Source organism: Solirubrobacter pauli, from assembly GCF_003633755.1.
GTDB classification, from domain to species: Bacteria; Actinomycetota; Thermoleophilia; order Solirubrobacterales; family Solirubrobacteraceae; genus Solirubrobacter; species Solirubrobacter pauli.
Map to the genome: position 1 here is coordinate 1,433,922 of NZ_RBIL01000002.1, position 21,946 is coordinate 1,455,867.

A 21,946-nucleotide genomic window follows, 5' to 3' on the forward strand; every position below is an offset into this window, starting at 1 on the left:
GGAAAGGCTTCCATGCGTGGATTGACACTCGCACTCGCAGGGCTCTTGTTGTTCGCGGCACCCGCCGCCGCTGATCCGGCCGCGACCGGGCCGTCCGGGACCCAAGCGTTCGGAGACGCGCAGATCAACACCGCGACCGCGCCCGCCAGCCGCTCGTGGCTGGTCCGCAACACCGGGACCGACCCCGTGTGGGTCGTGTCGAGCGCGTTGTCGGCGCCGGACGGCGACCAGTTCACGCTGTCGGGCACGTGCGTCGAGCGGGGGCCGGAGAACCCGTTGGCGGCGAACGAGACGTGCACGGTGGTCGTCGCCTTCCAGCCGCGGTCGACGGGCCTGAAGACGACGACGCTCACGACCATTACCAACGGCCCGACGTTCACGACCGGCGCGATCACCGGCACCGGTCGCCACCTGGTGGCGGAGACGCCCGTCGACTTCGGCGGCCAGCGGGTGGGGACGCCGTCCGCGAAGCGGGTTGTGCGCATCACCAACGCGGGCGACGAGGCGTACCCGCTCGGCGCGGTCGCGAGCTCGGTCAACCAGTTCGTCAAGGGCGCCGACGGCTGCGGAGGCACTACGCTGGCCGCGGGCGCGTCCTGCGACGTGGAGGTCGGGTTCGTGCCGAGCACCGCGGGCGCGAAGAGCGGGTTCGTGACGATCGCCGGCCACAAGCCGCATCTGGTCGCGCTGGCGGGGGAGGGCACCGAGCCGGTGGGCGCGATCTCCCCCGTGAGCGCGGACGTGGCCGGCGGGCAGACGTTCAAGGTTCGCAACACGGGCAACGAGGGCCTCGTGCTCGGCACGGCGCGCTTCTCCGCGGCGGGTTTCGCCGTGAGCGCCGACGGCTGCTCGGGCCGGACGGTCGCTCCGGGCGCGAGCTGCTCGCTGACGGCGGGGTTGACGGCCGGCGATCCCGGCTGGCGGACCGCGCAGCTCGAGCTGCCGGTGGTCGGCGGCGCGGGTCCGGTGATCGCACGGGTCAGCGGTCGGGTCGGCTTCGGTGGGCTCGACGCGGACCCGTACGGAACGTCCGCGCTGGCGCGCCAGCCGCTCGCGCGCCTCACGGGTGACGGCGGCGACAACCTCGGCGCGGCGCTGGCCGGCGGCTGCGACCTCAACGGCGACGGATTCGACGACGTCATCACCGGCGCCTCCCTGTGGTCGGTCTCGCCGGCGGAGCAGTCGTGGGAGGGCGCGACCTACGTGACCTTCGGCGGCTCGCGGTTCGGCAGCACGGACCTCGCCGCGACCGAGGCCGGGAGCACGATCCGGATCGAGGGCGAGAAGGCGCGGGCGCAGACGGGCACGAGCGCGGCGTGCGCCGGGGACGTGAACGGCGACGGGATCGACGACCTCGCGATCGGCGCCTGGGCGTACGAGTACGCGGGACGGCCCGCGGGCACGGCCGCGCCGCGCGGCGCGGCCTACGTCGTGTTCGGCGCGCGCGACCTGGCCTCCGCCGGGCCGCTGGACCTCGGGCTGCTCGGGGCGCGTGGGTATCGGATCGTCGCCCCGAACGCGTTCGAGTACGACCACCTCGGATACGTGGTGACCGGCGTCGGTGACCTCGATGGAGACGGCCGCGGCGAGCTCGCGCTGATGGCGAACACCGCCGACAGCTCCGACACGACGCCGGCGCGCACCAGCAACGGGCGCATCTACGTCGTGCGCGGGCAGGCGGGCACCGGGACGGTCGACGTCTCCAGCGGCGCGCTGCTGACGCTCGTCGGCGTCACGCCCGGCCAGCTGTCCGCGGTGGCCCGCGCGGGCGATCTCAACGGCGACGGCGTGGACGACCTGGTCGTCGGCGCGTACACGGCGGTCGCCTTCGGGCGCTCGACCGCCAGCGGCCGCGCGTTCGCGGTCAGCGGCACCAAGCGCGGCGTGGTCGACCTCGCGGCCGCCGACGCCTCGCTGTTCACGGTCGGCGGCGCGTTCGCCGGCCACCGCCTCGGCATCGGCGCCGCCGGTGCCGGGGACGTGAACGGCGACGGCCGCGACGACCTCCTGCTCGGCGCCGACTCGACCGCCGCGAGCAACAGCGACGCCGCGTACGTGATCTTCGGCGGCGCGACGGGCGAGCTCGACACCGCCGACCTCGGCAGCCGCGGCTACCGGATCGTCGGCGCTCCCGGCTCCTCGACCGGCTACTCGGTCGCGCCCGCCGGCGACGTCAACCACGACGGGCGCGCCGACGCGCTCGTCGGCGGCTACGGCGCGGGTGGCGCCGGCAGCGCGTGGCTCGTGCCCGGCGTCGCCGACGTCACGACGCTCAAGGCCAACAACGCGGGTGGCGGCTCCGTGATCACCCCGGCCAACTTGGACGACACCACGCGGTACGTCGCGGTCGCCGACCTCGAGCCGCTGACCGGCGCGACGCTGGGCGAGCGCTTCGGTCGCCAGGTCGCCAACGTCGGTGACGTCGATGGCAACGGCGCGGCCGATCTCGCAGTCGGCGCGGACATGGCCTACCGGCACGGACGCACCCGCGCGGGCGAGGTCACGGTCGCGCTCGTGCCGGGTGCCGTGCCCGCCGCGCCGACGCCGATCCCCACGCCGGGGCCGACGGCCGAGCCGACCGCATCGCCGCAGCCGACCCCGGTCGCGGCCGTCCCGACCCCGACGCCCGCGCCGAAGCCGAAGCCGGCGGCGCTGTCGCTCGCGAAGCGCGCGCTGACGCCCGACGCCCGCGGCCGCCTGTCCCTGCGCCTGCGCTGCGCCGCGACCGGCTCGTCGTGCGCCGCACGCGTGACCGTCAAGCTCGCGGGCGGCTCCCGCACCGTCCGCGTCTCCATGCAGCCCGGCAAGACCACCCGCGTGAGGGTGGCGCTGACGGCGAAGCAGCGCCGCACGCTGCGCCGCCACACCCGCGTGACCGGCAAGGCCGTCCTGACGCTCACCCAGCCGACGGGCACCACCACGACCCGCACGCTGACCATCACGGTCCGAGGGACGGCCCGATGACGCGCCGTGAGGCCGCGCGCGGCACGGCTCGCGGCGCGGGCACGGCAGGCGGCGCTCGCTCGACGGGCGGCGACGGCCCGACGCGCCGGGGCGGCCGGGCGCGCGCGGGCGTGGCCGCGCTCGTCGCGCTCGGCCTCGTCGGCATGAACGTGCCCGGCGCCTCGGCCGCCACGGGTACGTGCCGGACGACGACGGTCGCGGCGACCGTCGGCGCGCCGGTCACGCTCAAGCTCGACTGCCGCGTGGGGCGGCGCGACGTGGTGGTCGGCAGCCGCGGGCGGGCGCGGACGACGATCGTCGTCAAGCCCGCGCGGGGACGGCTCGGCGTGCTCGCGATACGAACCGGTCGCGTGGTGTACACGGCGCGGGCGGCCGGGCGTGATGTCGTCCGCTACCGGGTTCGGACGCGGGCGGGGCGCACGTATCGGGGCGCGATCGTGCTGCGCGTCGCCCGCCCGGGCGTGCCCGGGCCGGCCCCCGCGCCCGTCGCGACGCCGGGGCCCGCGCCCGCGCCCGCGCCGGTGACGCTGCCCGCCGCAACGCCGACCGCGACGCCCACACCCACGCCCGTCCCGGGCGACGGGCTGCCCGCGCCGTTGCCGCCGGCGCCCGCCTCGGTCGCGTCGAGCACGCGTGCCTGGGTCCCCGCAGCGGCCGACACATGCCCTGCGGCCGTGCACGATCGCTACTCGGTGATCGGCCCCGACGGGCGGCGCTATCCGACCTGGCATCCGCCGACCACGATCGACCCGGCGACACGACGCTCGTGCACGTTCGGGCACGAGCACGGCGACGACCCGTCGACGTCGGACCTCTACCGCTGGGTCACGGAGCATCTCGCCGCGACGGGGCAGGAGGCGTACGCGGGCCTGCCGTTCGGGCACGCGACGGAGGCACTGGACGCGTTCGCCGCCGCCAACCCGGGGACGGCGAAGCGCAGCGAGGACCACGTGGGCTACAAGGTGACGGTCGCGAACGACGTCGCGCTGCTCGGCACCGACGGCGCGGCGCTCGGGACGACGTGCGACTACCTCACGTCCGTGCACCAGGGCAGCCACTCGCCCGACGCGTTGTCCAACAACGCGCACGAGCTCGTCTACGCGGTGCGCTGCAGCGACGGCACGGAGCTGATCTCCACCACGGTCTCGCGCTTCGGCGCGCCCGGCGTCTATGAGCGCGGCTGCGAGCCCGAGACGCGCATCACCACGATCGACAACGGCTACCCGGCGGGCGCGGGAGCGCGGCTGATCCCGGACCGCGAGTGCGTCGAGCGCAACGTCCTCGTCCCGGCCGGACGCACCACGTCGGTGTGGGCGCTGTACGAGAAGTGGACGTCGGTGAACGCGCTCGAGCTGCCCGGGGGCGTGCCGCTCGCCCGCTACGAGACGAGCTTCGGGGTCTTCAACCCGAGCCGCTATGCGGGCCCGAACACGACGATCGGCCGAACCCTGCCGCTGTGCTGGGAGACCGCCGCGGACGGCGACCGGGCCAACGGCGTCGACTGCGCGTCGGCCATCACCGGCACGCCGTTCGACGACGCCCGCTCACCGTTCGACGGCACCCGCCGTGACGTCTACCTCGCCGGCACCACGGTGCAGAACCCGGGGACCACGCGCCGCTGGTGGACCGACCCGTACGGCCGCAACGCCTCACCGACCCCGTTCCCCGGCGGCGTATGCCAGCTCGTCTCCGCCTCCGGCACGCCCGGCCAGACCGATGCCCGGATCCAGGTCTTCGGGCGCAATCGCAGCTACGACGCGGCGGGCGTTCACGCGCCGAACTAGCGTCCCGGCGAGCCCGACGGTGAAGGACAGCCCGACGATCACGACGCCGGCCCCGAGCAGCTCGCTCGCGGTCGGCGTCTCGCCCAGGAACAGCCAGGCGGACGCGATCCCGAAGACGGGCACGAGCAGCGTGAACGGCGCCACGGTGCTCGCGGGGTGCTGGCGAAGCAGCCAGACCCAGGCGCCGAAGCCGCCGAGCGTGGAGAGGATCACGACGTAGGCGAGCGCGGCGACGCCGGACGCGTCCATCGAGACCACCTCGCCGCGCTCGAAGATCGCCGACAGCGAGAACAGCGGGATCGGCGGGACGAGGCTCGACCAGACGAGCAGGCCGAGCGGGCTGGGGGAAGCGGCCTTGCGCGCCGCGACGTTGCCGAGCCCCCACGAGCACGCCGCGCCGATCGTCAGCAGGATCGCGCCGAGCGGGATGTGCGCGCCGCGCCCGGCCGCGATGATCGCGATCCCGGCGAACGCGATCGCGGCCCCGAGCAGCTGCGTCCGGCGCGGCCGCTCGCCGATCAGCAGCACCGCGAACCCGATCGTGAACGCGGCCTGCAGCTGCAGGACGAGCGAGGCGAGCCCGGCGGGCATGCCCTCGTGCAGGCCGAGCGTGACGAGGCCGTGGTGGCCGGCGGACATGAACAGCCCAACTGCGATCACGGCCTTGACGCCGACGCCCGGCCGCGGCACGAACGGGATCAGCAGCGCGACCAGCGAGAACCGCAGGGCGGTGAAGAGGAGGGGAGGGAAGGACTCGAGGCCGACGTGCAGGACGACGAAGTTCACGCCCCAGGTCAGCGCGACAAGGACGGCGATGGCGACATGGCGGCGGGGCATGCGGCAGACGTTGACGGCCAGAAACGACAAGAGCGAGTGGACTTTCTGAACAGAACCCGTAAGATCGCCTTGATGGTCGATCTGCGAAAGCTCCGTGCGTTGCGCGCCGTCGCCGACCACGGCACGCTCGCGAAGGCCGCCGACGCGCTGCACTTGACGTCAAGTGCCGTCTCCCAGCAGCTCGCGGCACTCGAACGCGAGATCGGGCACGCCGTGCTGGAGCCGAACGGCCGCACGGTGCGCCTCACGGGCGCCGCGCACGTGCTGCTCAGCCACGCCGACTCGCTGTTCGCGCAGGTCGAGCGGATGGAGGGCGAGCTGGCGGCCCAGGACGCGACGCCGCGCGGCGAGGTCCGCGTGAGCGGCTTCCCGACCGCGCTCGCCAGCCTGCTCGCGCCGGCCGTCGCGCCGCTCCGCGCCGCCGCTCCGGAGGTCCGCATCTCCGTCCGCGAGGCCGAGACGGACGAGTCGATGCTGCTGCTGGTCAACCGCGAGGTCGACGTGATCTTGAGCATGGAATGCCGCTCGGCGCCACGCCACGACGACCCGCGCTTCCACCGCGAGGAGCTCACCGGCGACATCCTCGACGCCGTCCTTCCGGACGCCCATCCGCTCGCCGGAGAGGCGCGGCTGGACCTGGCCGCCCTGCGCGACGAGACCTGGATCGCGCCCCCGGTCGGGTGGTCGTGCGACGAGGTGTTCATGGCGGGCTGCCAGCGCGCGGGCTTCACGCCCCGGATCGCCCACCGCTCCGGCGACTGGCAGGCCGTGATGCGGCTCGTCGCGGCGGAGCTGGGCGTGTCGCTCGTCCCGCGCCTCGGCCACGGCGGCACGCCGCCGGGTGTCACCATCATCCCCTTGACCGGAGATCCGCCCAAGCGCCACGTGTTCGCCGCCTGCCGTGGCGGCGCGGAGTCCAACCCCGCCGTCCGCGCCGTGCTCGACGCGGTCGTCCAGGCCGCCGCGTGAGCGGCTTCGTCATCTTCGACCTGGACGGCGTCCTGGTCGACTCCGAGCAGGTGTGGGACCAGTCGCGCAAGGACGTCGTGGCCGCCCACGGCAGGCAGTGGACCGACAGCGCCACCACGGACATGCTCGGCATGAGCTCGAAGGAGTGGCCGGTCTACCTGATCGAGCAGCTCGGCGTGCCGCTGAGCGTCGACGAGATCAACGAGGCCGTGGTGGCCGCGATGTTGCGCGAGTACCACGCGGAGCTGCCGCTGCTGCCGGGCGCCCGTGAGGTGGTCGAGCGTCTGCGCCATCTCCTCACGCTCGGCCTCGCCTCGTCCTCGAACCGCCCGATCATCGACGTCGTCCTCAGCGAGATGGGCGTGGCCGCGCACTTCAAGGCCACCGTGTCCTCCGAGGAGGTCGCGCGCGGCAAGCCGGCGCCCGACGTCTACCTCGAGGCGCTCCGCCGCCTGGACGCCGACACCGCGGTGGCGATCGAGGACTCCGAGGCGGGCATCCGGTCCGCCCACGCGGCGGGGCTCTACGTGATCGCCATCCCGAACCCGCACTTCCCGCCCTCCGACGAGGCGCTGGCCCTCGCCGACCAGGTGCTGGAGAACCTCGACGCGGTGACCTACGAGGTCGTCGCCGTCGGGCTCGAAGCGCGCTACCGCGAGGCGATCGACGTCGGGGACGTCGCGGCCTGGGTCCGCCTCGGCGACCTGCTCGCCAACCTGGACGGGCGCGAGGACGAGGCCGCGGCCGCGTACCGCACGGCGGTCGAGGCGGATGTCCCCGGCGCGCTGGGCGAGCTGGTGCAGTTCCTGTTCGAGGAGGAGCGCTTCGACGAGGCCGCGGAGCTGTTCGCCGCGGGCGCCGGGCGTGGCGAGGCCGTCGCGCTGCACGGGCTCGGCGTCGTGCGCGAGCGCCAAGGTGCCGTGGGCGAGGCGGAGACGCTGCTGCGCCAGGCGATCGATGCGGGCGAGCCGAACGCGCACGCGACGCTGGCGCGCCTGCTGTCCGCGCAGTTCCGCGACGACGAGGCCGCGCAGCACTTCCGCGCGGGCGCGCGCGCCGGGGACGAGTACTCGCTGATCTGGATCACGCTCCACCTGCGGGACACCGGACGCGGCGACGAGGCCGAGGCGCTGCTGAGCGAGCTCGTCGCCGCCGGTGTGTTCTCGGGCGACGGGATCGTCGCCCAGCTGCGCGCCGCCTAAGCGGCGGCGAACGCGTCGTCGCGCGTCGTGTGCAGCGTGAAGCGCGACGCGGTGCCGGTGATCTCCAGCAGGCGGCGCACCGGGCCGTCCGGCACGACGACGTGCAGCCGCTTCCCGGACGCCTCGAGCGACTGGGCGGCGCGGAGGATCGTGCCGAGCGCGCTCGAGTCGATGAAGTCCACCCCTGAGAGGTCGAGGACCACCGCGTCCTGCGGGCCGGCGGCCGCCATCGCGAAGATCGCGCTCATCTCCGAGGTCGCGCCGAGGTCGAGTTCGCCGCCGGCGACGATCAGGTGGCTGCCGTCGACGGGGTCGTGGTCGAGGGTGAACATGGTTCGCAACCTACCTCAGCTTCGGCCTTGCATGCTCCGGAACAGGCCCGGGAGCTTGATCACGGCGGTCGGTATGTCACGCCGCGAACGGTGAAGGGCCTCGCGGAGCGCCGTCGCGGCGTCCTGACCGTGGATCGGCGCGCCGTGCCCGACGAGCAGATGCTCGGGCGCCAAGTCCTTCAGCGGTCCCGCCGGTGGGACGGCGCGGCGGACCATGTGCACGCCGGCCGGCCCGTGCCCGACCGCGTAGTGCGGCGCGGTGCCGATCGACTCCGCGACGACGAGCCCGCGCTTGGCCGGCCACCACAGCGCACGCTCCTTCCACACGAGCAGGTCGAGGCTGACCACGTCGAACGGCGCGTCGGGCACCTCCGTGGGCAGCGAGAAGAACGGGGCGGCGAGCCGGTCGGCGATCGCCTTCCCGTCGCGCCCGTGGGCGACGAACAGCTGCAGCACGCCCGCGACCGCGCCCAGCGCGGTCGCGCGCTCGAGCGCCTCCGCGTCGTCGAACGGGTCCACGAGCCAGACGCGGCCGTCGTCGACGAGCGCGTGCGAGGCGCGTTGCAGCGCATCGTCGTCGACCCAGGTCAACCCGAGTGGATGTTCGGCCAGCTCCCTCACGCTCATTGGCGAAAGGCCCTACCCTGTGCCTTGGTGAAGTAGCCGGCCACCGCACTGATTGTTCCATCCGACCCAGCCAATGGGCCGGACGTGCGGTGGCGTAGGCGGCTTCGACCGACCTGTCGTTCGTCCGCGCGCGCCCACCCTGCAGGTCCGGTCCTCTTCCGAAAGGACCACCATGCTCAAGGGCACCGACCTCACGCAGTCCCACGACGGGGCGCCGCTCTTCGACGGCCTCTCGCTCACCCTCGACGACGGCGCGCGTGCCGCGCTCGTCGGCCCCAACGGCGTCGGCAAGACGACGCTGCTGCGCGTGCTGGCGGGCGTTGATCGTCCCGAGCGCGGCGCGGTCGCGCTCGGCGCGCACGACCGCGCGGGCTACCTCCCGCAGGACGTGCTCGACCCACGGGCGACGATCGACGACCTCTTGCGACGAGCGCTCGGGGAGGTGTGGGAGGTCCGGCTCGAGCTCGACGCGCACGAGCTGGATCTGACCGACCTGGACGCATACGGGGACGCGCAGGAGCGCTTCGAGGCGCTCGGCGGCTGGGCGCTCGAGGCCCGGCTGGACGAGGCGCGCCGCCGGCTGGGCATCGAGCACCTGCCGCGCTCGAAGCGGCTCGGCGAGCTCAGCGGCGGCGAGGCCGCTCGCTGCCTGCTGGCCTCGGTCCTGCTCGGCGACCCGACCGTGCTCCTGCTCGACGAGCCGACCAACCACCTGGACGCCGACGGCCGCGCATGGCTGTCGGAGTGGCTCTCCGGCTTCGACGGCACGCTCCTGACCGTCTCCCACGATCGCGACTTCCTCGACGCGACCGTCGACCGCGTCTACGAGCTCTCACCCGCCGGGCTCGAGGCCTACGAAGGTGGCTACACGGCCTACCGGGAGGAGCGGGAGCGGCGGCGCGAACGGCTCACGCTGGTCGTCGAGGCGCAGGAGAAGAAGCGCCGCCGGCTGGAGGCCGACATCGCCATGACCGCGCGCCAGGCGCAGTGGACCGAGCGCACCGTCAGCCGCGCGGAGGCGCCCAAGCTCAAGCGCTACGCGAAGAAGGTGGCCAAGAAGTCCAAGGCGAGGGAGCACCGGCTGCAGCGCGAGATGGCGGCCGAGACGTGGGTGCGCGCGCCGCGCGAACCCGCCGCGTTCAAGGTCCAGCTCGAGAGCGAGGGCTCCGGGAAACGGCTGGTCACGGCGCTGCGCGGCGTGACCGTGCCGGGCGTCCTGGACAACGTCGACCTGACCCTCCATGCGGGCGACCGCGTGGCGCTCATCGGGCCGAACGGCTCCGGGAAGAGCACGTTGCTGCACGTGCTGAGCGGACGCGTGACGCCGGCCTCCGGCGAGGTGGACGTGCGCGGCGAGACGCGGCTGCTGCCGCAGGTGGGCGTCGTCGACGTCCCGCTCGGCCACGCGGCCGACATCGGGCTGCTGACCTGGTTCCGGTCCCAGACCGACCTGCCGGAGGCGGAAGCGCGAACGCTGCTGGCGCACTACCGCCTCGGCAGCGAGGCCATCGACCGTCCGTTGGCGCGGCTCTCGCCGGGTGAGCGGACGCGCGTGCACGTGGCGGCGATCGTCGGCGGCGGCGCCGAGCTGATCCTGCTCGACGAGCCGACCAACCACCTGGACTTCGACACGCTCGAGGTGATCGAGGCGGCGCTGGGCGCGTACCGCGGGACGCTCGTGGTGGCGACCCACGACCGCCCCCTGATCGACGCGATCGGCTGTGACCGCGTCCTCGAAGTCCACGATGGCCACGTGCAGGAGGTGGGTATGCGCGTGCGATGACCGGATTCAGGTACGTCGCGGCCGCCGGGCTGCTTGCGCTCGCCGCTCCGGCGGTGGCGCAGGCGGCCGGTCCGGCCTGCGGCGCCACGATCACGTCGGACACACGCCTGCGCGCGGACCTCGTCGACTGCCCGGCGGACGGGCTCGTGATCGGCGCGGACGACGTCACGCTGGACCTCGGCCGGCGCACGGTCGACGGCACCGGCGCCGGCGTCGGCGTCCGGGTCGCGGGCCACCGCGGCGTGCGGATCAAGGGCGGGACCGTGCGCGAGTTCGGCGTCGGCCTCGCGCTCGACGACGCCGACGGCGCACGCGTGAGCGCCCTGACCGTCACCGGCATCGCCGGGCGCGGCATCGACCTGGCCGACGGCAGCGACGGCAACGACTTCACCGCGGTCCGCTCGACCGGCAATCGCACCGGGTTCGCCGTCACCGGGTCCACCGGCAACCGGCTCCGGCTCAGCGACCTGTCGGGCAACGCGGTGACCGGCGTGCTCGTGTTCGGGTCGGCGAGGACGAAGGTCCAGGGCAACCGCGTGGTCGACAACGCGGGCAACGGGATCGCGTTCGTCGAGGGCTCGACGGGCAACGAGGCGTCCGCGAACGTCGTCCGCGGCTCGGTCACCAGCCTGTGGATCGACACCTCCGACCGCAACGTCCTCGCGCTCAACCGCGTGTCCGGTGGCGGTGACGGCGTCCTCGTCGCCGGCGACGGCAACGTCGTCACCGGCAACGCGATCGACCGCTCCGTCGGCGGCTGCGAGGGCTGCTTCGGCTACGGGATCGGCGTCACCGCCGGCGCCGGCAACGTCGTGAAGGCGAACCTGGTGACGCGCTCGGCCGGGCCGCTGGACATCTTCGCGGCTGCCGGGACCGTCGCCGACGGCCACGGCAACCGCGCCGCGCGCTGCGAGGGCGTCAGCTGTGGCTCGCGGCCACGGGGCTCAGGGCGAACGCCTCGGCCAGAAGCGCATAGGAACGGCGGCGGGCGTCGTGGTCAAAGGTGATCGTGACCACGATCGCCTCCTGCGCGCCGTACTCCGCGGCCACGGCCTCGATGCCCGCGCGGACCTGATCGGGCGTGCCGACGAGCGCGCGGCGCGACCGCGCCTTGCGCTTGTCGGCCTCGTCGAGCTGCTCGAGGAAGCGCACCGCGGTGTCAGGCGGCGGCACCTCGATCAGCCGGCCGCGGCGGAGCATCGCGAACGCCATCTGGCTCGAGGTGGCGAGCCGGACGGCCTCCTCCTCGGTGTCGGCGGCCAGCGCCCACACGGCGACGGCGGTGCGCGGCGCGTCCAGCCGCACGCCGTCCTTGAACTCCCGCGCGTACAGCTGCGCGATGTCCGCGCCCTTCGGGTTGATGAAGTCCGCGAACGCGTACGGCAGGCCCAGCTCCGCCGCCCACACGGCCGACTGCGGTGAGGAGCCGAGCAGCCAGGGCTCGGGCGTCTCGGGCCGGCCGGGCAGCATCTTCTGCAGGCGCGCGAGCGGGTTGGAGACCTTGATCGTGCCCTCGAAGTACGCGAGCAGCTCACGCAGCTGCTCGGGGAAGTCGTCGGGCAGCGCCTGCGTGCGGTCGCGCTGCAGGGCGTGCGTGGTCATCGGGTCGGTGCCCGCGGCACGGCCGAGCCCGAGGTCGATCCGCCCGGGGTACAGGCCGGCGAGCACGCTGAACGTCTCCGCGACCTTGAACGGGCTGTAGTGCGGCAGCATCACGCCGCCGCTGCCGACGCGGATGCGCTCCGTGGCGGCCGCGATCGGCCCGATCAGCGCCTCCGGGCTCGGGCCCGCGAGCATCGGCCCGCCGTGGTGCTCGGCGACCCAATAGCGGTGATAGCCGAGCTGATCGGCCAGGCGCGCGAGGTCGAGCGTGTTGTGCAGCGCCTGCGACCCGGTCGTCCCTTCCGCGATCGGCGATTGATCGAGGACGCTGAGCAGCATGCGATCCAGGATAGGGTCCGGCCGCATGGGAGCGAGAGAGCTGCGCACGCTGGTCGAGGGCGGGTCCTTCTTCGAAGGGCCGCGCTGGCATGAGGGGCGCTGGTGGGTGTCCGACTTCTACACCCACTCGGTCCGCACGGTCGACCCGGAGACGGGCGCCGACGCGGTCGTGCTGGAGGTGCCGGGTCAGCCGTCCGGGCTGGGGTGGCTGCCGGACGGGTCGCTGCTGGTGTCCTCGATGACCGACCACCGGCTGCTGCGGCGCACGCCGGACGGGGACGTGCACGTCCACGCCGACGTGACCGAGCACTGCGGCGGCCACCTGAATGACCTGATCGTCGACGGGGAAGGCCGGGCCTATGCCGGCAACTTCGGCTTCGACCTGATGAACCTGGCCGCCCCCGAGCCGACGTCGCTCGTCCGGGTGGACCCCGACGGCACCGTGCATCGCGAGGGCGGCGACCTCTGGTTCCCGAACGCGATGATGATCTCCGGGGACACGCTGATCGTCGCCGAGACGTTCGGCGGCGGCCTGTCGGCCTTCACCATCGCCGCCGACGGGTCCCTGACCGACCAGCGCGTCTGGGGGCAGATCGCCCCGCGGGTGGAGCCGGGCAGCGTCGAGGAGATGCTTCCGAACCTCGGCTACGCGCCCGACGGCTGCACGCTGGACGCCGAGGGGCACGTGTGGGCCGCGGACGGCCTCGGCGGCCCGCTGTGCCGGATCGCGCCCGGTGGCGACATCGTCGACGAGATCGAGTTGCCGGAGGACCTCGCCGTGTTCGCCTGCCAGCTCGGCGGGGACGACGGGCGCACGCTGCTGATGTGCGCCGCGCCCGACTTCCTGGAGGTCAACCGCCGCGACGCCCGCGAGGCCGCCCTGCTCACCACGACCGTGGAGGTCCCAGCCGCATGATCACCCTCGAACGCGCCCAGTCCCTGATCGCCGCCGGCATCGAGGAGGCGACGTCGCAGGGCTTGGCGCTCGCGTTCGCCGTCGTCGACCCCGCCGGCCATCTCGTCGCGTCGGCGCGCATGGACGGCGCCCCCTGGATCGCCCCGGACGTCGCGCTGGGGAAGGCCTGGACGGCCGCCGCCTACGGCGCGCCGAGCGCCGCCCAGGGCGAGAAGATGCAGTCGCTGCACGCCTTCTCGGCGTCGATCTCCGTCGCCACCGGTGGCCGTTACACGCCGCAGATCGGCGGCCTGCCGATCACCGACGGCGGCTCGGTGATCGGCGCGATGGGCGCAAGCGGCGGCACGGGTCAGCAGGACGAGGACGTGGTCCGCACCGCGATCGGCTGACTTCAGCGCGCGACGCGCTCCGGCTCCGCGGTCGGCAGGGCCGCGGAGACCAGGAGGGCGAGCTTGCCGGCGTCCGCCGAGCCGGCGTCGGGGTGGTAGACGACGAGCATCAGCCCGTCGGCGCCGTCGATGGCCAGCCGCTCGCGGTTGAGCGTCATCGCCCCGACCTGCGGGTGGTCGAGCCGCAGCGGCGTGCCGCGCTGGCCACGCACCTCGTGGCGCGCCCAGAGCTGGCGGAACCGTGGGCTCGCCAGGGTCAGCTCGCCCGTGAGCTCGATGAAGCGCGGGTCGTCGATGTCGTTGCCGACCGCCTGGCGGAGGTTCGCGACGAAGCACTCCGTCACGGTCTCCCACTCGGGATGCAGCGCCTGCTCGGCGGGGTCCAGGAACAGGTCGCGGAGCTGGTTGCCGCCGGCCGCGAGGCTGGGCGACAGCGCACGGGCGGCGCCGTTGGAGGCGAGGATGTCGAAGTACCGGTCCTCGATGAAGGCCGGCTGGGTGAGGGACTCGAGCAGCTTGAGCGCGCCCGCGGGCACCGTCGGCTTGCGTGGACGCGGCGTGCGCCGCCGCGGGACCTCGGCGACCAGCGTCAGCAGGTGGGCGAAGTGGTCATCGTCGAGCTCCAGCACGCGGGCGATCGACTCGAGCACCTGCAGCGACGGCCTGCGGTCGCGTCCCCGCTCGAGCCGGAGGTAGTAGTCGGCGCTGATGCCCGCGAGCATCGCGACCTCCTCGCGCCGGAGCCCGGGCACGCGCCGCACGCCGCCGCCGGGGATGCCGGCCCGCTCGGGCGTGACCAGCTCGCGCCGGGCGCGCAGGAACTCGCCGAGGGCGTTGGTCGACTGGCTCATGCGGCTCAGCTTAGGCCGCTTACGCAAGATTAGGGAGGGTCCTCGCAGGCCCCAGGCTGAAGGGGGCTCTGGATGCGTCGTGCGAACGCGCCCAGCATGGCCGTCATGACCGTGACGCTGATCACCGGTGCCAACAAGGGCATCGGCTTCGAGACCGCCAAGCAGCTCCAGGAGCTGGGCCACACCGTCTATGTCGGCGCACGTGACGCCGAGCGCGGCGAGCGCGCCGCGGCCGCGCTGGGCGCGCGGTTCGTGCCGCTCGACGTGACCGACGACGCGTCGGTGGAGAGCGCCCTGGCCGCGATCGACGCCGCCGAGGGCCGCCTGGACGTGCTGATCCACAACGCCGGCATCCTGGAGACCGAGCTCGGCGCGGCCGGGGCCCAGCGCTCCTTCGACACCAACGCGGTCGGGATCGTGCGCGTGACCGAGGCGGCGCTCCCGCTCCTGCAGCGCTCGTCGAACCCCAACGTCGTGACCGTCTCCAGCAGCATGGGCTCGTTCTGGGCGGTGAACAACCCGGAGCGGCCGGAGTCGGGGCTGCCCTTCCCGCTCTACGCGGCGTCCAAGAGCGCGGCGACGATGCTGACGGTGCAGTACGCCAAGCTGCACCCGCAGATCAAGTTCAACGCGGTCGAGCCGGGGCCGACGGCCACCGACATGACCGCCGCCTTCGACTTCGGCCGGCCCGCCGCGGAGAGCGCGCGCGTGGTCGTGCGCCTGGCGACGCTGGACGCCGACGGCCCGACGGGCACGTACACCGACGAGAACGGCACGCTGCCGTGGTGAGTCAGCGCCGCACCACGCGGTAGCGCAGGTGCGTGACGCGGTCGCCTTGCACGGACCGGATCGGGCCTTCCAGGACGTACGGGGCGCCGGTGAGGCCGGAGAAGAAGGGCGTGCCGGCGCCCAGGACGACGGGGACGAGATCGAGCTGCACCTCGTCGACGATGCCGGCCGCGAGGCCCTGGGCGGCGATCGTGCCGGCGTTCAGGCCGACGTCCTTGTCGCCGGCGCGGCGCTTGGCGGCGGCGATCGCGTCGTCGAACCCGGTCGTGACGAACTCGTGGTGCTCGCTCTCGCGCTCCCAGCCGTCCGGGACCGAGTGCGTGACGACGACGTACGGGATGCCGAGCGTGTGGACGCCGCCCCAGCCGTTGGTGATGTCGAACAGATGCCGGCCGACGACGAAGCAGCCGGTCTCGGCGATCAGGTCGCGCATGACGCCCGCGCTGGCCTCGGTGACGTTGATCGGGACGTTCTCGCTCGTCGTCTCGATGTGCACGTCGCCGTTGCCGTACCACTGGAAGAGGTGCTCGAAGCCGGTCTCGTCCGGCCCGACGATGAAGCCGTCGAGGGAGACGCTGGCGCCGGTGGTGATCTTGGTCATGCGGCTACAACGACGCGGGCGCCGTGAACTCATCGATGCCGAAGACGCGGCGGTAGAACTCGAGCTCGGCCTCGGCGGCGCGCTGGAGGTTCTCGGCCTTGCGGAAGCCGTGCTGCTCGCCCGCGAAGACGATGTACTCATGGTCGATGCCCTTGCGCGCGAGGGCATCGACGATCACCTCCGACTGCGAGGGCGGCACGACCTTGTCCTCATCGCCCTGCAGGACGATCACCGGCACGCGGATCCGGTCGGCGTGCGTGAGCGGTGAGCGCTCGGTCCACGCCTCCTCGTCGAACGGGCCGATCAGGTAGTCGAAGTAGCGCGACTCGAACTTGTGCGTGTCGTCGGCGAACGCGGTCAGCTCCGCCACGCCGTAGTAGTCGGCGCCGCACGCGAACACGTCCGGGTAGCGGGTGAGCGCGCACAGGACGGTCCAGCCGCCCGCGCTGCCGCCGGTGATCGTCATCCGCGCGCCGTCGACCTCGCCGGACTCGGCGAGGTGGCGGGCGGCGTTGACGGCGTCGTCGGTGTCGACGATGCCCCACGTGCCCCGCAGGCGGTCGCGGTACTCGCGGCCGTAGCCGGTGCTGCCGCCGTAGTTGACGTCGACCACCGCGAAGCCGCGGCTGGTGAAGAACTGGATCTCCGGCCGCAGGATCGAGGAGACGTGGGCCGTCGGGCCGCCGTGGACGCGCACGACGAGCGGCGGGCGCTCGTCCGCCGGCCCCGCGTACTCGGGGTGGTGCGGTGGATAGAAGATCGCGTGCGCGGTCTTGCCGCCGGTCGTCGGGAACTCGAGCGGGCGCGGCACGGACACGTACGCCTTGGGGACCAGCTCCTCCGTGGCCGGGCTCAGCGTCTCGGCCTCGCCGGTGTCGACGTCGAGCGCGTAGACGCGCAGCGCGCGGGTGGGGGAGGCGCCGACGAACAGCGCGCGGCGGCCATCCGTGGTCACGTCGACGATCCGGGTGCAGCCGGTGTCGACATCGCGCAGCGTGCCGTCGGGCTCGACGACCGCGAGGTGGTCGGCGCCGGCCGTGAAGTACGTGAGGACGATCCGGCCATCGGCCAGGAACGCGTAGTAGGACGCGCCGAACACCCACAGCGGGCCGCCGACTTCGGCCTCCAGCGCGGTCACCGCGGTCCCGTCGGCGCGGTACAGGTTCCACCAGCCCGTGCGGTCGGAGCTGTAGTGCAGGACGCCGTCCGGGCTCCACGCCGGCTGGACGATCGCCTCCGCCTCGCCACCGGCGACGCGACCGGTGATGCTGAAGCGGGACAGTCCCTCTTCAAGTTCGGCGACGTGCAGCTCCGAGCCCTCCCACGGCATCCGCGGGTGGTCCCAGACGAGCCAGGCGACCTGCGTGCCGTCGGGGGAGATGCGCGGGGAGGAGTAGAAGTCGTGGCCCTCGGCGAGCACGACGGGCGCGGCGGAGCCGTCGGTCGGGAAGGCGACGAGGTCGTTGACGTGCTCCGGGTCGCCGTCGCGCTCGCGCACGCAGATCAGCGTGCGGCCGTCCGGCGTGACCTGCAGGTCGGCATAGCGCCACGCATGCGTGGCCGGCGGCTCCGGCGTGAGCGGCACCGCCTCGCCGCCGCGCATGGCGTAGACGCGCTGATCGGCGTCGTCGCAGAAGTACACGGTGCCGTCGTGGACCGTGTACGCGCCACCGCCGTACTCGTGCACCCGCGTGCGGGCGCTCACGCCGGCCGGGATCGCGTCGACCCCGTCGCCGACGACCACGTCACGGCCGCCCTCGTGCGAGCGCGCCTCCGACCAGTACACCGTGTCGCCGTCGACGACCACCTGCGCGTAGGGCCAGCCGGGGTCCTGCGCGACGACCGCGCCGCTGATCGGGGACGGCCAGGAGCCGTACGGAGCTTCCATGCGACCCCAAAGTAAGGGGTGAACCGGGCGCGCGTAAGTTCGAAGCGGTTCGAACACGCTCCACGCGCCTGATGTGGGTGCGCGCGCGACGGCGCAGGATGGGCGGCGTGTCCCCATCCATCACCGCCGCCGGATCGCCACTGCTCCCTGGCGTTTCCCCGCGCCGCTCGCGGTCCGGCGGCGGTGCGCGCGATACTTCCGTCGTGGCTTCCCGAGTGACCAGCACCACGTTCGTCGGTCGGGCCCCCGAGCTCAGCGAGCTGCGGGCGGGCCTCACCGAGGCGCTCAACGGCCGTCCGGGCCTCGCGTTCGTCGCGGGCGAGTCGGGCCTCGGCAAGACACGGCTGCTGAGCGAGCTCGAGCGCGTCGCGCGCGAGGACGGCGTGCGCGTGATCGGCGGCGACTGCGTCGAGCTCGGCGAGGGCGAGCTGCCCTACGCGCCGCTGGTCGGCGCGCTGCGCCCGCTCGCGCGGTCCGGTCACGAGGCGTTCGGCCGCCTGTCGGAGCCCGCCCGTGCCGCGCTCGCCCAGATCCTTCCGGGGCTCGGCCGCGCGGAGGCGCGCGCTGACGACGAGGCGACCGCCCAGGCGCGCCTGTTCGACGGCCTGCTCGAGCTGCTGGAGCTGCTCGCCGGCGAGGAAGGCCTGCTGCTGACGATCGAGGACCTGCACTGGGCCGACCGGTCGACGCGCGCGTTCCTCGTCTACCTCGCGTCGTCGCTGTGCCGCGAGCGCGTGCTCGTCGTGACGACGTACCGCCCGGACGAGCTGCACCGCCGGCACCCGCTGCGCCCGCTGCTGGCCGAGCTCGAGCGCGACGCCCGCGCCCGGCGCGTGGAGCTGCGCCCGCTCACGCGCGCCGAGCTCGCCGCCCAGCTCAGCGACATCCTCGGGCAGACGCCCCGCGGGGATCTGCTGGAGCGCCTGTTCGCCCGCTCGGAGGGCAACCCGCTGTTCGCCGAGGAGCTGCTGGCGGCCGGAATGGACGGGCGCGGCTCGCTCCCGCCGACGTTGCGCGACGCGCTGATGCTGCGGATCGAGCGGCTCTCGCCGGATGCGCAGGAGCTCCTGCGCGTGATCGCCGCCGGGCGCCGGCTGGACCACGACCTGCTCGCCGCCGCCTCCGGCGTGGACCCGCGTGTGCCGGTCCGGGAGGCGGTCGCCGCGCAGCTCGTCGTCGCCGACGAGGAGGGCTTCTACTCGTTCCGGCACGCGTTGCTGCGCGAGGTGGTCGTCGACGACCTGCTGCCCGGTGAGCGCGCCTCGCTGCACCTCGCGCTGGCCAAGGCGCTCGAGGCACGCGCAGCCGGGCTGCCCGCGCACGGCGGCGCGCACCTGGCGGCGGGGATCGCGCACCACTACCTGGAGTCCGGCGACCAGCCCGCGGCGCTCGTGGCCTCCGTCCGCGCCGCCGAGGCCGCTGAGGCCGTGCACGCCAACGGCGAGGCCGCCGCGCTCTACTCGCGCGCCCTGCAGCTGTGGGACCGCGTCGCCGACGCCGAGGCGCTCGCCGGGATGGACCACGTCGAGCTGCTGCGGGCCGCGGCGTGGAGCACCGGGCGCGAGCACGACCCGGGCCGCGCCGAGTCCTACCTGCGGGCGGCGCTCAACGAGCTCGGTGACTCCGACCCGGCGCGCACCGCCGACCTGCTCGAGCTGCTCGCGCGCGAGCAGTTCAACAGCGGGCGATCGGCAGCGGCCGCGGACACCCGGCGCGAGGCGCTGGACCTGCTCCCCGAGGGGCCCTCGGTGATGCGCGCGACGCTGCTGGCGGGCAGCGCCAAGGAGCTGATGCTCGAGTCCCGCCACGAGGAGGCGGTCGAAGCGGCCGACTGCGCGATCGAGGTCGCGCGGGCCAGCGGCGACCTCGTCTCGGAGCTGCGCTCGCTGGACGCGAAGGGCGTCGCGCTGTTCGGGATGGGCCGGTTCCAGGAGGGGGAGGCGTCGTTGCGCGAAGCGCTCGAGCGCGCTCGTGAGGCCGATCTCCTCTACAAGCTGAGCACGCACGTGAACCTCGCGGACTCGCTGACCGTCGCCGGACGGCTCGACGAGGCCCGCTCGGTCGCCGACGAGGGCTTCGAGCTGGCGGCGCGGCGCGGCGTCCCGCGGCGCTGGCTGGCGCTGCTGCGCGCCGAGCTCGCGTTCGAGGCGGGGGAGTGGGACATCGCGGAGGCGGCCCTGCCGAGCCCCGCCCGGCCCGCGATGGGCACGACCTTCATCAACGACGCGCTGCGGCGGATCGAGCTCGCGCTCGGTCGCGGCCGGCACGAGACCGCGCGGGCGCTGCTCGACCAGGCCGAGGACGTCGCCGCCGACACCCGCGAGCCGCAGTGGATCGGCCCGCTCGGCGCGCTCCGGGCCGAGCTCGAGCGCCGTGCCGGCGACCTCGACGCCGCCGTCGCCGCGATCGACAACGCGCTCGACCGGCTCGACTTCTGCTCGCAGGACGTCGCCCGGATGGCCCGCGTGGCGGCCTCCGGCGTGCGCGTGCACGCCGACGCCGCCGTGCGTGCGCGCGACCTCGGCGAGGACCCGTCACTGCCGATCGCGATGGCCGAGGGCCTGCTCGCGCGCGTGGAAGCGTGCGCGGAGGGCGAGCGGCCGGTCGAAGCCGCGTTCCTCACGCTCGCCCGCGCGGAGCTCGCCCGCGCGCACGGCGACGACGACCCCGCGACGTGGGCGGAGGCGACCGACGCCTGGGTCGCGCTCGGGCGGCCCTACCGCGCCGCGCAGGCCCGGCGCCGGCGCGCCGAATCACTGCTCGCGCGCGGTGACCGCGACGGCGCCGCGGTCGCTGCCGCCGAGGCCCTGGCCGCGGCCTCGGCGATCGGCGCCGCCTGGCTGGTGTCGGAGATCGAGGGCTTCGCGTTGCGCGCCCGCCTGCGGATGGACGACCCGGACGAGCCTTCGCCGCCATCCGCGCTGACTGCCGCGGATGACGGCGAAGACCCGTTCGGGCTCACACCCCGCGAGCGGCAGGTGCTCGCCCTGCTCGCCGACGGACGCACGAACCGAGAGATCGGCAGCGCGCTGTACATGGCCGAGAAGACCGCGAGCGTCCACGTGTCCCGCATCCTCTCGAAGCTCGACGTGCGCTCACGCACGGAGGCCGCGGCGGTCGCCCACCGCGTGGGGCTGGTCTAGCCGGTGATGCGCTGCAACGCGCCCAGCGCCTTCGCTGTCCCGGTGGTGCCGACGTAGATCGAGAACAACGTCGCGGTGATCAGGGGTTCCCGCATAGGAGCGATTGTGCGGGAACGTTCTCCGGACCGACATGGTCTCGCGGTCCAAACCTGGTTCGACCGCGGGTATACGTTCAGCCGGCGACGCGCTCGGCGAGCCGCCGGAGCGAGTCCGCTTCGCGTCGCGCGTCCTCCGCGACGGTGATCCGCTCGACGCGGCGCGCCGCCTCGGCCAGCTCGCGCACGAGCTCGTCCGCCGAGAGCCGGGCGTTCGCCGCGTCGCCCGCGAGCTTGCGCATGATCGGCGGCAGCGCCGTGGTCAGGACGCCGATCACGAGGACGACGCCGAAGGCGCGGGCGAGCCCGTCGCTGATGTCGCCGACCACCTCGGCGATCGCGAGGTTGCCGGCGAGCATCACCACGGTGGTGGCGACGATCGAGGCCTTCCACACGGCTTGCACCGCGGGCGAGTCGGTGGTGCGGCGCAGGCGCAGGACGAGCGACCAGTGCGAGGCCCACAGCGCCGTGACCGCCGCGACACCCCAGCTCTGCCACAGCACCTCGCTGTCGCTGTCGTCGAACCAGATCGCGAGCACCAGCAACACGAAGGCCAGCGCGGCGAGGCCGGTGGCGACGGCGCCGGCCGTCGCCAGCCCGCCTCGCCCGTGTTCGCGCAGCGCGTCGCCGCTCGCGCCGAGCGCGCAGAAGAAGCTGAAGCCGAGGCTGGTGCCGACGATCCGCCAGTGCAAGTCCTCGAACTCGCCGGTCAGCAAGGCGGTGATCGCGGCCAGGGCCGCGACGCACAGCCCGGCGATCAGCGCACGCACCATGAACGTTCGCGGAGACGGCATCGCGCCACCTACGTACCCGATGCCGTCGCGGAATATCGTGC

General features: G+C 74.0%; 17 protein-coding genes. 9 read left to right on the plus strand and 8 right to left on the minus strand.

Going from position 1 to position 21,946, the window contains the following annotated elements; all coding sequences use genetic code 11:
- Positions 1–12 precede the first annotated feature (12 nt).
- Complete coding sequence (locus C8N24_RS26315) at positions 13–2,964, plus strand: choice-of-anchor D domain-containing protein (protein ID WP_170179432.1); 2,952 nt, start codon at positions 13–15, stop codon at positions 2,962–2,964.
- Positions 2,965–4,613: 1,649 nt separating this feature from the next.
- Here C8N24_RS26315 and C8N24_RS26320 read toward each other — a convergent pair.
- Entirely contained in the window at positions 4,614–5,585 is a 972-nt protein-coding gene (locus C8N24_RS26320; protein WP_121255739.1) for an EamA family transporter, read from the minus strand.
- Between the two features lie 72 nt (positions 5,586–5,657).
- On the opposite strand from C8N24_RS26320, the gene C8N24_RS26325 reads away from it, so the two are divergent.
- Together C8N24_RS26325 and C8N24_RS26330 are read left to right on the plus strand one after the other, a co-directional pair.
- Positions 5,658–6,554: a LysR family transcriptional regulator gene (locus tag C8N24_RS26325; protein WP_170179433.1), complete on the plus strand. Its 897-nt coding sequence runs from the start codon at positions 5,658–5,660 to the stop codon at positions 6,552–6,554.
- A complete protein-coding gene (locus tag C8N24_RS26330; RefSeq protein WP_211340155.1) occupies positions 6,551–7,756 on the plus strand; it encodes an HAD-IA family hydrolase in 1,206 nt (401 codons plus the stop codon). The genes C8N24_RS26325 and C8N24_RS26330 overlap by 4 nt, the downstream gene beginning before the upstream one ends.
- Here C8N24_RS26330 and C8N24_RS26335 read toward each other — a convergent pair.
- Both C8N24_RS26335 and C8N24_RS26340 read right to left on the minus strand, forming a co-directional pair.
- On the minus strand, positions 7,753–8,088 hold the full coding sequence (locus C8N24_RS26335) for an STAS domain-containing protein (RefSeq protein WP_121255743.1): 336 nt from the start codon (positions 8,086–8,088) through the stop codon (positions 7,753–7,755). The two genes, C8N24_RS26330 and C8N24_RS26335, sit on opposite strands and share 4 nt — an antisense overlap.
- A 15-nt stretch (positions 8,089–8,103) precedes the next feature.
- Positions 8,104–8,715 carry a hypothetical protein gene (locus C8N24_RS26340; RefSeq protein ID WP_121255745.1) on the minus strand — a complete coding sequence of 204 codons (612 nt, stop codon included), beginning with the start codon at positions 8,713–8,715 and terminating at the stop codon, positions 8,104–8,106.
- Positions 8,716–8,887: 172 nt separating this feature from the next.
- On the opposite strand from C8N24_RS26340, the gene C8N24_RS26345 reads away from it, so the two are divergent.
- Positions 8,888–10,498, plus strand: coding sequence for an ABC-F family ATP-binding cassette domain-containing protein (locus C8N24_RS26345; RefSeq protein WP_170179434.1), 1,611 nt, complete (start codon positions 8,888–8,890; stop codon positions 10,496–10,498).
- Positions 10,495–11,505 carry a NosD domain-containing protein gene (locus C8N24_RS26350; protein ID WP_121255749.1) on the plus strand — a complete coding sequence of 337 codons (1,011 nt, stop codon included), beginning with the start codon at positions 10,495–10,497 and terminating at the stop codon, positions 11,503–11,505. The genes C8N24_RS26345 and C8N24_RS26350 overlap by 4 nt, the downstream gene beginning before the upstream one ends.
- Here C8N24_RS26350 and C8N24_RS26355 read toward each other — a convergent pair.
- Positions 11,417–12,439, minus strand: coding sequence for an LLM class flavin-dependent oxidoreductase (locus C8N24_RS26355; protein WP_121255751.1), 1,023 nt, complete (start codon positions 12,437–12,439; stop codon positions 11,417–11,419). The genes C8N24_RS26350 and C8N24_RS26355 overlap by 89 nt on opposite strands.
- 25 nt (positions 12,440–12,464) lie before the next feature.
- On the opposite strand from C8N24_RS26355, the gene C8N24_RS26360 reads away from it, so the two are divergent.
- Both C8N24_RS26360 and C8N24_RS26365 read left to right on the plus strand, forming a co-directional pair.
- Positions 12,465–13,355: an SMP-30/gluconolactonase/LRE family protein gene (locus tag C8N24_RS26360; RefSeq protein WP_121255753.1), complete on the plus strand. Its 891-nt coding sequence runs from the start codon at positions 12,465–12,467 to the stop codon at positions 13,353–13,355.
- Complete coding sequence (locus C8N24_RS26365) at positions 13,352–13,744, plus strand: GlcG/HbpS family heme-binding protein (RefSeq protein WP_121255755.1); 393 nt, start codon at positions 13,352–13,354, stop codon at positions 13,742–13,744. The genes C8N24_RS26360 and C8N24_RS26365 overlap by 4 nt, the downstream gene beginning before the upstream one ends.
- Before the next feature lie 2 nt (positions 13,745–13,746).
- On the opposite strand, the gene C8N24_RS26370 is transcribed toward C8N24_RS26365, so the two are convergent.
- A complete protein-coding gene (locus tag C8N24_RS26370; RefSeq protein WP_121255757.1) occupies positions 13,747–14,595 on the minus strand; it encodes a helix-turn-helix domain-containing protein in 849 nt (282 codons plus the stop codon).
- A 105-nt stretch (positions 14,596–14,700) separates the two neighbouring features.
- Between C8N24_RS26370 and C8N24_RS26375 the strand changes: the two genes are divergently transcribed.
- Positions 14,701–15,384, plus strand: a complete 684-nt coding sequence (locus C8N24_RS26375; protein WP_121258039.1) for an SDR family NAD(P)-dependent oxidoreductase — start codon at positions 14,701–14,703, stop codon at positions 15,382–15,384.
- Position 15,385: 1 nt separating this feature from the next.
- Here C8N24_RS26375 and C8N24_RS26380 read toward each other — a convergent pair whose 3' ends face one another.
- Together C8N24_RS26380 and C8N24_RS26385 are read right to left on the minus strand one after the other, a co-directional pair.
- Positions 15,386–15,985 carry a dihydrofolate reductase family protein gene (locus C8N24_RS26380; protein WP_121255759.1) on the minus strand — a complete coding sequence of 200 codons (600 nt, stop codon included), beginning with the start codon at positions 15,983–15,985 and terminating at the stop codon, positions 15,386–15,388.
- A gap of 4 nt (positions 15,986–15,989) precedes the next feature.
- Positions 15,990–17,873 carry a S9 family peptidase gene (locus C8N24_RS26385; protein ID WP_121255761.1) on the minus strand — a complete coding sequence of 628 codons (1,884 nt, stop codon included), beginning with the start codon at positions 17,871–17,873 and terminating at the stop codon, positions 15,990–15,992.
- Between the two features lie 203 nt (positions 17,874–18,076).
- Here C8N24_RS26385 and C8N24_RS26390 point away from each other — a divergent pair, with 203 nt between their 5' ends.
- Positions 18,077–21,016, plus strand: coding sequence for a helix-turn-helix transcriptional regulator (locus tag C8N24_RS26390; RefSeq protein WP_170179435.1), 2,940 nt, complete (start codon positions 18,077–18,079; stop codon positions 21,014–21,016).
- Between the two features lie 172 nt (positions 21,017–21,188).
- Here the strand turns inward: C8N24_RS26390 and C8N24_RS34355 are convergent, their stop codons facing one another.
- Positions 21,189–21,905, minus strand: coding sequence for a hypothetical protein (locus C8N24_RS34355; RefSeq protein WP_170179436.1), 717 nt, complete (start codon positions 21,903–21,905; stop codon positions 21,189–21,191).
- Positions 21,906–21,946: the final 41 nt, after the last annotated feature.